At 67.7% G+C, this 13,424-nt stretch carries 12 protein-coding genes and 1 pseudogene; all 13 read left to right on the top strand.

Annotated elements, in window-relative coordinates:
• The first annotated feature begins 82 nt into the window (after window positions 1-82).
• Complete coding sequence (locus I8E28_RS12255; RefSeq protein ID WP_239027408.1) at window positions 83-973, top strand: branched-chain amino acid ABC transporter permease; 891 nt, start codon at window positions 83-85, stop codon at window positions 971-973.
• A 70-nt stretch (window positions 974-1,043) separates the two neighbouring features.
• Window positions 1,044-2,381: a branched-chain amino acid ABC transporter permease gene (locus I8E28_RS12260; RefSeq protein WP_200790386.1), complete on the top strand. Its 1,338-nt coding sequence runs from the start codon at window positions 1,044-1,046 to the stop codon at window positions 2,379-2,381.
• A 143-nt stretch (window positions 2,382-2,524) separates the two neighbouring features.
• Window positions 2,525-2,923: pseudogene (locus I8E28_RS21030) on the top strand (ATP-binding cassette domain-containing protein); the annotation flags it as partial.
• Window positions 2,924-3,070: 147 nt separating this feature from the next.
• Window positions 3,071-3,226, top strand: a complete 156-nt coding sequence (locus I8E28_RS21035) for an ABC transporter ATP-binding protein C-terminal domain-containing protein (RefSeq protein ID WP_476748493.1) — start codon at window positions 3,071-3,073, stop codon at window positions 3,224-3,226.
• Window position 3,227: 1 nt separating this feature from the next.
• Window positions 3,228-3,923 (top strand): ABC transporter ATP-binding protein, encoded by a 696-nt coding sequence (locus I8E28_RS12270; protein ID WP_200788341.1) that lies wholly within the window; start codon window positions 3,228-3,230, stop codon window positions 3,921-3,923.
• A gap of 202 nt (window positions 3,924-4,125) precedes the next feature.
• Window positions 4,126-6,228: a 3-hydroxyacyl-CoA dehydrogenase NAD-binding domain-containing protein gene (locus I8E28_RS12275; RefSeq protein ID WP_200788342.1), complete on the top strand. Its 2,103-nt coding sequence runs from the start codon at window positions 4,126-4,128 to the stop codon at window positions 6,226-6,228.
• Window positions 6,229-6,281: 53 nt separating this feature from the next.
• Window positions 6,282-7,757 carry a M20 family peptidase gene (locus I8E28_RS12280; protein WP_200788343.1) on the top strand — a complete coding sequence of 492 codons (1,476 nt, stop codon included), beginning with the start codon at window positions 6,282-6,284 and terminating at the stop codon, window positions 7,755-7,757.
• A 10-nt stretch (window positions 7,758-7,767) separates the two neighbouring features.
• A complete protein-coding gene (locus tag I8E28_RS12285) occupies window positions 7,768-8,943 on the top strand; it encodes an acetyl-CoA C-acyltransferase (protein ID WP_200788344.1) in 1,176 nt (391 codons plus the stop codon).
• A 128-nt stretch (window positions 8,944-9,071) separates the two neighbouring features.
• Window positions 9,072-10,913: an acyl-CoA dehydrogenase gene (locus tag I8E28_RS12290; RefSeq protein WP_200788345.1), complete on the top strand. Its 1,842-nt coding sequence runs from the start codon at window positions 9,072-9,074 to the stop codon at window positions 10,911-10,913.
• Window position 10,914: 1 nt separating this feature from the next.
• Window positions 10,915-11,163 carry a hypothetical protein gene (locus I8E28_RS12295; protein WP_200788346.1) on the top strand — a complete coding sequence of 83 codons (249 nt, stop codon included), beginning with the start codon at window positions 10,915-10,917 and terminating at the stop codon, window positions 11,161-11,163.
• The gene (locus I8E28_RS12300) at window positions 11,160-11,951 is read left to right on the top strand and encodes an SDR family oxidoreductase (RefSeq protein WP_200788347.1); all 792 of its coding nucleotides are present in this window, start codon (window positions 11,160-11,162) and stop codon (window positions 11,949-11,951) included. The genes I8E28_RS12295 and I8E28_RS12300 overlap by 4 nt, the downstream gene beginning before the upstream one ends.
• 6 nt (window positions 11,952-11,957) lie before the next feature.
• The gene (locus I8E28_RS12305) at window positions 11,958-12,395 is read left to right on the top strand and encodes a PaaI family thioesterase (RefSeq protein ID WP_200788348.1); all 438 of its coding nucleotides are present in this window, start codon (window positions 11,958-11,960) and stop codon (window positions 12,393-12,395) included.
• A gap of 10 nt (window positions 12,396-12,405) precedes the next feature.
• Entirely contained in the window at window positions 12,406-13,422 is a 1,017-nt protein-coding gene (locus tag I8E28_RS12310) for an NADP-dependent oxidoreductase (protein WP_200788349.1), read from the top strand.
• The last annotated feature ends 2 nt before the right edge of the window (window positions 13,423-13,424 follow it).

Genomic DNA, 13,424 nt, shown 5'->3' on the forward strand with positions numbered 1-13,424 from the left:
TAGCACCTAGTCCCTAGCCCCTGACGTGGAATTCTTCACCATCCAGCTGCTGAACGGCATCAGCTACGGGCTGCTGCTGTTCATGCTGAGTTCCGGCCTCACGCTGATCTTCAGCATGATGGGCGTGCTCAACTTCGCGCACGCGAGCTTCTACATGCTGGGCGCGTACTTCGCGTTCACCGTTGCGCAGTTCGCGGGCTACTTCCCCGCGCTCATCCTGGCGCCGCTGCTCGTGGGCGTGCTCGGCGCGCTGTTCGAGCGGCTGTGCCTGCGGCGCGTGCACAAGTACGGCCACGTGGCCGAACTGCTGATCACGTTCGGCCTGTCCTTCATCATCCTGGAGATGGTGCAGCTGGTGTGGGGCACCAGCTCGGTGGACTACCGCGTGCCGGCGCTGCTGTCCGGCCCGCTGTTCACGCTGTACGGCACCCAGTTCCCGATGTACCGCGGCTTCATGATGCTGGTGGCGCTGCTGATGCTGGTGGTCATCTGGCTGCTGTTGACGCGCACCCGCATAGGGCTCGTCATCCAGGCCGCGCTCACGCACCCGGAGACGGTGGAGGCGCTGGGCCACAACGTGCCGCGCGTGTTCATGCTGGTCTTCGGCGGCGGCTGCGCGCTCGCGGCGCTGGCCGGGGTGATCGGCGGCAACGCGTTCGTCACCGAGCCGGGCATGGCGGGCGCGGTCGGCTCCGTCATCTTCGTCGTCGTCGTGGTCGGCGGCATGGGGTCGCTGGCCGGGGCGTTCGTCGCGTCGCTGCTGATCGGCGTCATCCAGACCTTCGCCGTCGGCATCGACACCTCGCTGGTCTCGACGCTGTCCACGATCGGCATGGAGGTCGGCCCGGACACCTTCGGCTACGCGCTGTGGAAGCTGAAGATCAGCCAGATCGCGCCGATCCTGCCGTACCTGTTCCTCGTGCTGATCCTGGTGTTCCGTCCCAAGGGCCTGCTGGGTACCCGCGAAGGTTGATGCGATGAGTTCCCTGACCGACACGCAGACCCCGGACACCGCGCGCGAGAACTCGCGCACCGGCGTGCCGATGCCCGTGCCCGGCGCCACCGCGGCGCCGATCCCCGCGCACCGCGGCCACGGCTACTACGAGTTCCGCCCGCTCAACATCGGCCGCTGGATCCTCTGGAGCCTGTTCGCCATCATCCTGGGCGTCGCGCCGATGGTGTGGACCAGCTCGCTGGCCCACACGATGCTCAGCCAGATGGGCATCGCGATCATCGTCTGCCTCTCGTACAACATGCTGCTGGGGCAGGGCGGCATGCTCAGCTTCGGCCATGCCGTGTATTCGGGCCTGGGCTCGTTCTTCGCGATCCACGCGCTGAACCTGGTGTCCAAGGGCCAGTGGCCGATCCCCGTCAGCCTGCTGCCCATCATCGGCGGGCTCGCCGGCATGTTCTTCGCCGTCCTCCTCGGCTGGGTGACGACGAAGAAGGCCGCGACGCCGTTCGCGATGATCACGCTGGGCGTCGGCGAACTGGTGTTCGCGATGTCGCTGATGTTCCCCGAGTTCTTCGGCGGCGAAGGCGGCGTCAGCGGCAACCGCGTCGCCGGCCCGAAGCCGTTCGGCATCACCTTCGGCCCGCAGATCCAGCTGTACTACCTGATCGCCATCTACACCTTCGTGTGCACGGGACTGATGTTCGCCTTCACGCGCACGCCGCTGGGCCGCATGCTCAACGCGGTGCGCGACAACCCCGAGCGGGTGGAGTTCGTCGGCTACGACACGCAGAAGGTGCGCTACATCGCCTTCATCATCGCGGCCTTCTTCGCCGGCATCTCCGGCGGCCTGGCGGCGCTCAACTTCGAGATCGTCACCTCGGAAGTCGTCAGCGGCTACCGCTCGGGCGCCTACCTGCTGTTCACGTTCCTCGGCGGCGCCACCTTCTTCTTCGGCCCGATCATCGGCGGCGTGCTGATGGTGCTGGCCTTCGTGCTGCTGTCGGAGGTCACCAAAGCCTGGTTGCTGTACCTGGGCCTGGTGTTCCTGTTCATGGTGATGTACGCGCCCGGCGGCATCGCCAGCCTGATCATGATGAACCTCCGCGTGGCGTCCTTCGGCCGCCTGCGCGAGCTGTGGGTCAGCTACCTGGCGCTCGCGGCCACCGCGTTCCTCGCGCTGCTGGGCGCGGCCGGCATGATCGAGATGGTCTACCACATCAAGCTGAACCCGGCGCTGGGTCCGGAACTGAAGTTCCTGGGCACGACGCTGAATGCGCACTCGGTGGACAGCTGGTTCGGCTGCGCCTTCGTGCTGCTCACCGGCATCGGCCTGTTCGAGCTTTCGCGCCGCGCGTTCAAGCGCCAGTGGGGCGAGATCCAGTCCGACATCGAGAAAGAGATCAAGCGCCGGGAGGCCCTGGCATGACCGCCCCGACGAGCGTGAGCGCCGCACGGCCGCCCGAAGGCGCGAGGGCCCCCTCGGGGGGCAGCGTGGGCGCCAACGGTTTCGCTCTGGAGCTGCGCGACCTGCGCAAGAGCTTCGGCAAGACCGAGATCATCCGCGGCGCCAACCTGGCGGTGCGCCCCGGCGAGCGCGTGGCGGTGATCGGCCCCAACGGCGCCGGCAAGTCGACGCTTTTCAACCTGGTGTCCGGACGCTTCGAGCCCACCAGCGGCGAGGTGCTGTTGCACGGCCAGCGCATCAACGGCAAGAAGCCGTTCGAGATCAACCGGCTGGGCCTGTCGCGCAGCTTCCAGATCACCAACATCTTCCCCAAGCTGTCGGTGTTCGAGAACCTGCGCTGCGGCGTGCTGTGGAGCCTGGGCTACCGGTACACGTTCCTCAAGTTCCTCGCGGACCTGGACGACGCCAACGATCGCGCCGAGGAACTGCTGCACATGATCCGCCTGGACCGGAAGCGCGACGTGCTGGCGATGAACCTCACGTACGCCGAGCAGCGCGCGCTGGAGATCGGCATCACCATCGCCGGCGGCGCGGGCGTGATTCTGCTGGACGAACCGACCGCGGGCATGAGCAAGAGCGAGACCAAGCGCTTCATCGACCTGATCAAGGAAGTGACCGTCGGCAAGACCCTGCTGACCGTGGAGCACGACATGGGCGTGGTCTTCGGCCTGGCCGACAAGATCGCGGTGGTCGTCTACGGGGAGGTGATCGCCTTCGACACGCCCGAGAAGGTGCGCGCCAATGCGAAGGTGCAGGAAGCCTATCTGGGCTCCCATGTCGCCGACGCCCAGGTGGGGACGCATTGACATGCTGAAAGTCGAGAACCTCCACGCCTTCTACGGCAAGAGCCACGTCCTGCACGGGGTGCACTTCGACGTGAACCCGGGCGAGATCGTCGCGCTGCTGGGCCGCAACGGCTCGGGGCGGTCGACCACGGCCAAGGCCATCATGGGCATGGTCGACTGCACGGGCAGCGTGCAGTGGAAGGGACAGCAGTCGCTGGGCAAGAAGCCGTACGAGATCGCCCACCTGGGCATCGGCTACGTGCCGGAGAACCGCGACATCTTCCCCAAGCTCACGGTGCACCAGAACCTGCAGCTGGGCGAGAAGCGCTCGGGCCAGAAGGGCCGCTGGTCGTTCGAGGACATGTACACGATGTTCCCGCGCCTGAAGGAGCGGCAGCACACCGAAGCCGGCGTGCTGTCCGGCGGCGAGCAGCAGATGCTCACGCTGTGCCGCACCCTGATGGGCGACCCGGACCTGATCATCATCGACGAACCCACCGAGGGCCTCGCTCCCAAGATCGTCGAACTGGTGGCCGAGTACCTGCAGCGCCTGAAGGACAAGGGCGTGTCGGTGCTGCTGATCGAGCAGAAGCTCACGATCGCGATGGCCATCTCCGACCGCGCGCTCGTGATGGGACACGGCAGCATCGTGTTCCAGGGCACGCCGGACTCGCTGCGCGCCGACGCCTACACCCGCAAGGAGTGGCTCGAAGTGTGAGCCACGGCCGCCATGCCGAACCTGCTCTGCGGCAGAGCTCGCTCCCGGCGGTTTAGGCGGTACCCTGCGCGCTCGGCTCGCGCAACGGATCCCGTCGCTGTCCCACTTGGGACAGCTTCCTTTTGCAGCGCAGCAAGCCTTTCCTAGAATCGCCCGCAAGCAAGCGAACGACCGTTCTTTTTCACATCCAGGAGCACCGACCATGACGGCTCAATACAAGGTGCACGGCGACGTGGCCGTGATCACGATGGACAACCCGCCGGTCAACGGCCTCGGCCTCGCGACCCGCCAGGGCATCGCGTCCGGGCTCGAGCAGGCCAACGCCGATCCGGCGGTCAAGGCGATCGTCATCACCGGCGCGGGCAAGGCCTTCTCGGGCGGCGCGGACATCAAGGAGTTCGGCTCGCCCAAGGCGATCGCCGAGCCCAACCTGCTGTCGGTGATCCTGGCGGTCGAGAATTCGGTCAAGCCCGTCGTCGCGGCCGTGCACTCGGTGTGCATGGGCGGCGGCCTGGAGCTCGCCCTCGGCTGCCACTACCGCATCGCCGCGCCCGGCACCAACGTGGCGCTGCCCGAAGTGAAGCTGGGCCTGATCCCCGGCGCCGGCGGCACGATGCGCCTGCCGCGCGTGCTGGGCGTGGAAACGGCACTGAACATGATCGTCTCGGGCGAGCCGGTGAAGAGCGAACTGCTCGCGCAGCAGCCCGGCCAGAAGCTGTTCGACAAGATGGCCAAGGACGCCGCGGGCGTCGTCGACGAGGCGATCGCCTTCGCGCGTGAGGTCGCCGGCAAGCGCCCGCTGCCGCGCGTGCGCGACCTGCCCAGCAAGCACCCGCAGGGCGACGCGTACTTCCAGTTCGCGCGCAACATGGTCAAGGGGATGGCGAAGAACTTCCCCGCGCCGGTCAAGTGCGTGGACGCGGTCGAGGCCTCGACGAAGAAGAAGTTCGACGAGGGCCTGGTGTTCGAGCGCGAGATCTTCATGGCGCTGATGCTCACGCCGGAGAGCCGCGCGCTGCGCCACATCTTCATGGCCGAGCGCGCCGCGTCGAAGGTGCCGGACGTTCCCGAGGACACGCCCAAGCGCGAGATCAAGTCGGTGGCCGTCATCGGCGCCGGCACCATGGGTGGCGGCATCTCGATGAACTTCCTGAACGCCGGCATCCCGGTGACCATCCTCGAGATGAAGCAGGAAGCCATCGACCGCGGCATCGCGACGATGCGCAAGAACTACGAGGGCCAGGTCAAGAAGGGCAAGCTCAAGCAGGACAAGTACGAGCAGCGCATGTCGCTGCTCAAGACCACGCTCGACTACAAGGACCTGGCGCAGGCCGACCTGGTGATCGAGGCCGTGTTCGAGGAGATGGGCGTCAAGCAGAAGGTGTTCGAGACGCTCGACCAGGTGATGAAGCCGGGCGCGATCCTCGCGTCCAACACCTCGACGCTGGACGTCAACAGGATCGCCGCGTTCACCAAGCGTCCGCAGGACGTGGTCGGCCTGCACTTCTTCAGCCCGGCCAACGTGATGAAGCTGCTGGAAGTGGTGCGCGGCGACAAGACCGCCAAGGACGTGCTCGCCACCGTGATGGCGCTGGCCAAGACCATCAGGAAGACGGCCGTCGTGTCGGGCGTCTGCGACGGCTTCATCGGCAACCGAATGATCGAGCAGTACAGCCGCCAGGCCGGCTTCCTGCTCGATGAAGGCGCCACCCCGCAACAGGTGGACAAGGCCATCGAGAAGTTCGGCTTCGCGATGGGGCCGTTCCGCATGGGCGACCTGGCGGGCAACGACATCGGCTGGGCGATCCGCAAGCGGCGCGCCACCGAGCGCACCGAGATGAAGTACAGCAAGACGGCCGACAAGCTGTGCGAGCTGGGCCGCTTCGGCCAGAAGACCGGCGCGGGCTGGTACGACTACCAGGCCGGCAAGCGCGACGCGATCCCGTCCAAGCTGGTGGAGGACATGATCGCCGAGCACCGCAGGACGCTGGGCATCGAGCCACGCAAGATCACCGACGAGGAGATCGTGCAGCGCCTGGTGTTCGCGCTCGTCAACGAGGGCGCGCACATCGTGGAGGAGGGCATCGCCTCGCGCGCCAGCGACATCGACATGGTGTACCTGACCGGCTACGGCTTCCCCCTCCACCGCGGCGGCCCGATGCTGTACGCCGACACCGTCGGCCTGTTCAACGTGATGCAGGCGATGAAGCGCTTCCAGCAGAACCCGCGCGACGACGCCAAGTTCTGGGAGCCGGCGCCGCTGATCAAGAAGCTGGTTGCCGAGGGCAAGGGGTTCAATGGCTGAACGGCCCTGAGTTGTCATCTCGGCGAAAGCCGGGATCCAGATCCGCTGCACCCATGCTCCGTCGCTTCTTCCTCGCCGTCGCAGCCCTGCTGCTCCTTCTCATCGCCGTCCTGGCGGTGAACACGCTGCGCCACGGCTCGCGCCAGCTGGACGTCGGGGCCGCCGCGCCGCTCGCCATCGACGAGAAGGCGGTCGCGGACAAGCTCGCGGGCGCGGTACGCTTCAAGACCATCGCCAGCCGCGAGGACGCCGAGGCCAACGCCGAGGAGTTTCGCAAGCTGCATGCGTACCTGCGCGAGCGCTTTCCGCGCGTGCACGAGAAGCTGAAGGTCGAGACGATCGGCGGCTACAGCCTGCTCTACACCTGGCAAGGCACGGACTCGCGCGCTCAGCCGGTGCTGCTGATGGCGCACCAGGACGTGGTGCCCATCTCGCCGGGCACGGAATCGAAGTGGACCGCGCAGCCGTTCGCGGGCGAGATCCGCGACGGCTTCGTGTGGGGCCGCGGTGCGTGGGACGACAAGGCCCGCGTCATCGCGCAGCTCGAAGCCGTCGAGATGCTGCTGGCCACCGGCTTCCAGCCGCGCCAGACCGTCATGTTCGCGTTCGGCCACGACGAGGAAGTCACTGGCCTGCGCGGCGCCGTGAACCTGCTCAAGACCTTCCAGGACCGCAAGCTGCGGTTCGAGTTCGTGCTGGACGAGGGCTCGGCGATCACGCAAGGCGTGCTGCCCGGCATCGACAAGCCGGTCGCACTGATCGGCCTGGCCGAGAAGGGCTATGCCAGCGTCGTGCTGCAGGCCAGCGGCACGCCCGGTCATTCGTCCATGCCGCCCGCCGTAGGCACCACCGCGATCGGCCAGATCGCGACTGCGCTGCATCGGCTGGAGCATGAACAGCGGCCGGCATCGATCAGCGGCGTGGCGCGCGAAATGTTCGAGACGCTCGCGCCGGAGTTCGGCGGCGTGCAGCGCATCGTGCTGTCCAACCTGTGGCTCACCGAGCCGCTGGTGCGCCGTTCGCTCGAGAAGGGCAAGTCGACCAATGCGCTGATCCGCACGACGACGGCGATGACCATCGTCGATGGCGGCAACAAGGACAACGTGCTGCCGGGCCAGGCCTCGGCCACCGTCAACTTCCGCCTGCTGCCCGGTGAGAGCATCGACACCGCCGTGCAGCACGTGAAGGCGAAGGCGGGCGAAGGCGTGCAGGTAAGCGTGCTGCCCGGCGCGTCCGAGCCGTCCCCGCTGTCGCGCGCCGACGCACCCGGCTACCAGCTGATCGCCCGCACGCTGCGCGCGCAGTTCCCGGGCGTCCTCGTCTCGCCGTCGCTGGTGCTGCAAGGCACCGATTCGCACCACTACGTGTCCGTCGCCGACCAGGTCTACCGTTTCGCGCCCGTGCGCGTCACGCCCGAGGACCTGCCTCGGCTGCACGGCATCGACGAACGCATCGGCACGAAGAACCTCGCCGAGCACGTGCGCTTCTACCACCTGCTCCTGTCCAACCTGAATTCACCCGCCCCCTGAAAGGCCCACCATGACCAATGCCGTCATCGTCTCCACCGCCCGCACGCCGCTGACCAAGAGCTGGAAGGGCGCGTTCAACATGACGCACGGCGCGACGCTCGGCGGCCATGCCGTCAAGCACGCCGTGCAGCGCGCCGGCGTCGAGCCGGGCGCCATCGAGGACGTCCTGATGGGCTGCGCCAACCCCGAAGGCGCCACCGGTTCCAACATCGCGCGCCAGATCGCGCTGATGGCCGACCTGCCGATCACCGTGTCGGGCGCCACCGTCAACCGCTTCTGCTCGTCCGGCCTGCAGACCATCGCCATGGCGTCGCAGCGCGTGATCGCCGGCGAGGGCGACGTCTACGTCGCCGGCGGCGTCGAGAGCATCTCCTGCGTGCAGCAGGAAATGAACATGCACATGCTGCGCGACCTGGACCTGAACCAGAAGAAGCCCGAGATCTACTGGTCGATGCTGCAGACCGCCGAACAGGTGGCCAAGCGCTACAACATCTCGCGCGACACGATGGACGAGTACGGCGCGGCGAGCCAGCAGAAGGCCTGCGCGGCGCAGGAGGCCGGCAAGTTCAACGACGAGATCGCACCCATCACGGTCAAGGCCGGCGTCGCCGACGCCGTGCTGGGCCTGCGCACCAAGGAAGTCACCGTCAGCGCCGACGAAGGCCTGCGCCCCGGCACGACGAAGGAAGGCATCAGCGGCATCCGGCCCGCGCTGCCCGGTGGCGTGATCACGGCGGGCAACGCCAGCCAGTTCTCCGACGGCGCCGGTGCGTGCGTCGTGACCAGCGAGGAGTACGCGAGCAAGAAGGGCCTCAAGCCGATCGGCCGCTTCCTCGGATTCGCGGTGGCAGGTTGCGAGCCCGACGAGATGGGCATCGGCCCGGTGTTTGCCGTGCCCAAGGTGCTGAAGAAGCTGGGCCTGAAGGTCGAGGACATCGACCTGTGGGAGCTGAACGAAGCGTTCGCGGTGCAGGTGCTGTACTGCCGCGACAAGCTGGGCATCCCGGCCGACCGCCTGAACGTCAACGGCGGCGCGATCGCGGTGGGCCACCCCTATGGTGTCTCCGGCCAGCGCCTGACGGGCCACGCCCTGATCGAAGGCAAGCGCCGCGGCGCCAGGCGCGTCGTCGTCACCATGTGCATCGGTGGCGGGATGGGGGCGGCGGGCGTGTTCGAAGTCCTCTGAAGGCGGACACCCGAACGCAAAGGACGCGGAGCGAGCGCAGAGTTCGCAGAAGGAACACTTGGAAGCTCCTTTCCTTTCTGCGTCCTCTGCGCTTGCTCCGCGAACTCTGCGTTAGGGAGTTGGATTTCATGTCTTCATTGCGCGCAACGCTCGACTTCCTCCTCTACGACTGGCTGAAGGCCGAGCGGCTCACGTCGCACGCGCGCTTCGCCGACCACAGCCGCGAGACCTTCGACGCGGTGCTGGACACCTGCGAGCGGATTGCGCGGGAGAAGTACGCGCCGTTCAACCGGCTGGTGGACACGCAGGAACCGCAGGCGGTCGACGACGGGCAGGGCGGGCTGAAGGTCGTGCTGCCGCAGGCGACGCACGACGCGCACGAGGCGTACGTCGCCTCGGGCATGGTCAGCGCCGCGCAGGACTACGACGAAGGCGGCATGCAGCTGCCGTACACCATCGAGGCGGCGGCCAACGGCTTCTTCGCCACGGCGTCGGTCAGCATCGGCTCCAGCCTGCTCACCAAGGGCAACGCCAACCTGCTGATGGTGCACGGCACCGAAATGCAGAAGGAGGTGTTCGCACGCAACGAGTTCGCCGGCCGCTTCACCGGCACGATGTGCCTGTCGGAGCCGCAGGCCGGTTCCTCGCTCTCGGACATCACGACGCGTGCGACGCCGGATGGCGACGACTTCGAGCGCGATCCGCTCGGCGCGCGTTACCGGCTCAAGGGCAACAAGATGTGGATCTCGGCCGGCGAGAACGAGCTGGCCGAGAACATCATCCACCTCGTGCTGGCGAAGATTCCCGGGCCGGACGGCAAGCTGATTCCCGGCACGCGCGGCATCTCCTTGTTCATCGTGCCCAAGCGCCTGGTGGGCACCGACGGCCAGCTCACGGGTGAACGCAACGACGTTGCGCTCGCGGGCCTGAACCACAAGCTGGGCTGGCGCGGCACGACCAACACGCTGCTGAATTTCGGCGAGGGCAAGTCCCCGGTGCGCGGGAGTGCGGGCGCCATCGGCTACCTGGTGGGCAAGCCGCACGAAGGCCTGCGCTGCATGTTCCACATGATGAACGAGGCGCGCATCGGCATCGGGATGGCCGCCACTGCGCTCGGTCTCGCGGGCTACTACGCGTCGCTCGACTACGCCAAGAACCGACCTCAGGGCCGCCCCATCGGCCCGGCGGGCAAGGATGCAGCGAAGCCGCAGGTGCGCATCATCGAACACCCCGACGTCAAGCGCATGCTGCTGGCACAGAAGGCGTACGGCGAAGGCGCGCTGGCGCTGATGCTGTATTGCGCGCTGCTGGTCGACGAGCAGAAGACCGGCACGCCGGAGGACGCGGAGGAAGCGCGCCTCCTCCTCGAAGTGCTGACGCCCATCGCCAAGAGCTGGCCCAGCGAGTTCTGCCTGGAAGCCAATTCGCTCGCCATCCAGGTGCACGGCGGCTACGGCTACACGCGCGACTTCCCGGTGGAGCAGTACTGGCGCGACAACCGCCTGAACATGATCCACGAGGGCACGCACGGCATCCAGGCCGCCGACCTGCTCGGGCGCAAGGTGGTGATGGAAGGCGGCAAGGGCCTGCAGCTGGTGGCGGGGCGCATCAACCGCACGTTGGAATCCGCGCTGCAGCGGCCCGACCTCGCGCAGCACGCGAACGATCTGGCCAAGGCGCTGCAGCACGTCGGCGCCGCGACGAAGGCGGCCTGGGCGACCGGCGACCCGCAGGCGGCGCTGGCCAATGCGGTGCCGTACATGCAGGCGTTCGGCCATGTGGTGATCGCCTGGATCTGGCTGGACGTGCTTCTGACGGTGCCGGACCGGGGCCGCACGCCGGCGCAGGTCGGGCGCGTGCAGGCGGCGCGCTACTTCTTCCATTACGAACTGCCCAAGGTGCCGGCCTGGCTGAAGGTCGTGGAAACCCGCGACCCGACGTGCGCGGACACGCCCGAAGAGGCCTTCTGACATGGCGTCGGCACGGACGCTGGCCCGCCTCGACGCCACCGCGTGGGCGCTCATCTATGGCGGCCTGTTCGCCGTCGTGCTGGGCATCGCCACGCACGACGAGCATCTCGTCGCGGGCTGGTCGCTCGGCACGCTCGGCGGCATCGCCGCCGTCGCGGGCATCGTGCTGATCGTCGTGCGTTCGCGCCTCCGCGAGGACACGGCACCCGGCGCACAATCGAAACCACCAGAAGAAGGAAGCACGCGATGACACGCACCGTCCAGCAACTGTTCAACCTCGAGGGCAAGACGGCGCTCGTCACGGGTGGCTCGCGCGGGCTCGGGTTGCAGCTGGCGCAGGCGCTCGGCGAAGCCGGCGCGAAGATCATGCTCAGCTCGCGCAAGGCCGGCGACCTCGAGGAAGCCGCGGCCGACCTGCAGGCGGCGGGCATCGACGCGCGCTGGATCGCCGCCGATGCGTCGAAGGAAGAGGACATCCGCCGGCTGGCCGACGAAACGCTGCAGCGCATGGGCCACATCGATATCCTGGTGAACAACGCCGGCGCGGCGTGGGGTGCACCGGCCGAAGACCACCCGGTGGAGGCCTGGGACAAGGTGATGAACCTCAACATCCGCGGCTACTTCATCCTGAGCCAGCACGTCGCCAAGGCCTCGATGATCCCGCGCCAGTCGGGCCGCATCATCAACGTCGCCTCGATCGCCGGCCTGGGCGGCAACCCGCCGGACATGCAGACCATCGCCTACAACACGTCCAAGGGCGCGGTCGTCAACTTCACCCGCGCGCTGGGCGCCGAATGGGGGAAGTACAACATCACGGTCAACGCGATCTGCCCCGGCTTCTTCCCGAGCAGGATGACCAAGGGCACGCTGGAGCGACTCGGCGAGGACAAGCTGGCAGCACACGCGCCGTTGCGCCGGCTGGGCGACGACGAGGACCTGAAAGGCCTGTGCCTGCTGTACGCCAGCGACGCCGGCAAGCACATCACCGGCCAATGGCTCGCCGTCGACGGCGGCGTCTCGATCATCACCGGCGGCTGATCTCGCATGGACCAGAACACCTTCGGGGTCCGCATCCCCTTCGTCGAGCACCTGGGCTTTCGCCTGGAGAAGATGGAAGGCGGCGAGTCGCAGCTCGCCTACGAGGCCAGGCCCGAGCACCTGAACTCGTTTTCCGTCACGCACGGCGGCGCCGTCATGACGCTGATGGACGTCACCATGGCGGTGGCCGCGCGCAGCCTCGAGCGCGAGATGGGCGTCGTCACCATCGAGATGAAGACGCAGTTCATGCAGCCGTGCCGCGGCCTGCTGACCGGGAAGGGCCGGCTGATGCACCGCACGGCCACGATGGCCTTCACCGAAGCCACCATCTACGACAGTGCCGGCCGTGCCTGCGCGCATGCCACCGGCACCTTCAAGTACGTGCCGCGGCTGCCGATCGGCGCCAAGGGCACGCAGCCGCTGAACGTGATCTCGACCGACTGAGGAGACGACCATGCCGACGAACCGCCAGGTCCTGCTGGACAACCGCCCCAAGGGCGAAGCGACGGCCAGCAACTTCAAGCTCGTGACGTCGGAAACGCCGGCGCTGCAGGACGGCCAGGTGCTGGTGCGCCACCACTACCTGAGCCTGGACCCGTACATGCGCGGCCGCATGAACGAGGGCAAGAGCTACGCGCAGCCGCAGCCGCTCGGGCAGGTGATGCAGGGCGGCACGGTCGGCGAGGTCGTCGAGAGCCGCAACCCGAAGTTCGCGGTGGGCGACAAGGTGCAGGGCATGGGCGGCTGGCAGGAGTACAGCGTCGTCGACGGCAACCAGGCCGGCATGCTGCGCAAGCTGGACACCACCCACGTGCCCATCTCGCAGTACCTCGGCGCGGTCGGCATGCCCGGTGTCACGGCCTGGTACGGGCTGGTGAAGATCATCGAGCCGAAGGAAGGCCAGACCATCGTGGTCAGCGCCGCCAGCGGCGCGGTCGGCAGCGCCGTGGGCGTGCTGGCCAAGCAACGCGGCGCGCGGGCCATCGGCGTCGCGGGCGGGCCGGACAAGTGCAAGTACGTGACCGACGAACTCGGCTTCGATGCCTGCATCGACTACCGCCAGCACAAGGACGCGCGCTCGCTCGCGCAGGCGCTGAAGGAAGCGTGCCCGAACGGCATCGACGGCTACTTCGAGAACGTCGGCGGCCTGGTGCTCGACGCCGTGATGCTGCAGGCCAACGCGTTCTCGCGCATCGCCATGTGCGGGATGATCGCCGGCTACAACGGCGAGCCGATCCCGATGGCGTATCCGCAGCTGATCCTGACCAACCGGATGCGCGTCGAGGGCTTCATCGTCAGCGAGCACATGGAGGTGTGGCCGGAGGCGCTGAAGGAACTCGGCACGCTGGTGGCCACCGGCAAGCTGCGCCCGCGCGAAACCGTCGCGCAAGGCCTCGACGCCGCGCCCGAGGCGTTCCTGGGCCTGCTCAAGGGCCGCAACTTCGGCAAGCAGCTGGTCAAGCTGGCCTGAGG

This window comes from Ramlibacter algicola (assembly GCF_016641735.1).
Lineage (GTDB): Bacteria > Pseudomonadota > Gammaproteobacteria > Burkholderiales > Burkholderiaceae_C > Ramlibacter > Ramlibacter algicola.

What these genes read in the sequence shown, in the direction of transcription:
- I8E28_RS12275 (WP_200788342.1), top strand. Translation starts at nt 4,126, where the DNA reads ATGACGGCTCAATACAAGGTGCACGGCGACGTGGCCGTGATCACGATG.
- I8E28_RS12290 (WP_200788345.1), top strand. Translation starts at nt 9,072, where the DNA reads ATGTCTTCATTGCGCGCAACGCTCGACTTCCTCCTCTACGACTGGCTG.
- I8E28_RS12255 (WP_239027408.1), top strand. Translation starts at nt 83, where the DNA reads ATGCTGAGTTCCGGCCTCACGCTGATCTTCAGCATGATGGGCGTGCTC.
- I8E28_RS21035 (WP_476748493.1), top strand. Translation starts at nt 3,071, where the DNA reads ATGGGCGTGGTCTTCGGCCTGGCCGACAAGATCGCGGTGGTCGTCTAC.
- I8E28_RS12310 (WP_200788349.1), top strand. Translation starts at nt 12,406, where the DNA reads ATGCCGACGAACCGCCAGGTCCTGCTGGACAACCGCCCCAAGGGCGAA.
- I8E28_RS12280 (WP_200788343.1), top strand. Translation starts at nt 6,282, where the DNA reads ATGCTCCGTCGCTTCTTCCTCGCCGTCGCAGCCCTGCTGCTCCTTCTC.
- I8E28_RS12285 (WP_200788344.1), top strand. Translation starts at nt 7,768, where the DNA reads ATGACCAATGCCGTCATCGTCTCCACCGCCCGCACGCCGCTGACCAAG.
- I8E28_RS12270 (WP_200788341.1), top strand. Translation starts at nt 3,228, where the DNA reads ATGCTGAAAGTCGAGAACCTCCACGCCTTCTACGGCAAGAGCCACGTC.
- I8E28_RS12300 (WP_200788347.1), top strand. Translation starts at nt 11,160, where the DNA reads ATGACACGCACCGTCCAGCAACTGTTCAACCTCGAGGGCAAGACGGCG.
- I8E28_RS12305 (WP_200788348.1), top strand. Translation starts at nt 11,958, where the DNA reads ATGGACCAGAACACCTTCGGGGTCCGCATCCCCTTCGTCGAGCACCTG.
- I8E28_RS12295 (WP_200788346.1), top strand. Translation starts at nt 10,915, where the DNA reads ATGGCGTCGGCACGGACGCTGGCCCGCCTCGACGCCACCGCGTGGGCG.
- I8E28_RS12260 (WP_200790386.1), top strand. Translation starts at nt 1,044, where the DNA reads ATGCCCGTGCCCGGCGCCACCGCGGCGCCGATCCCCGCGCACCGCGGC.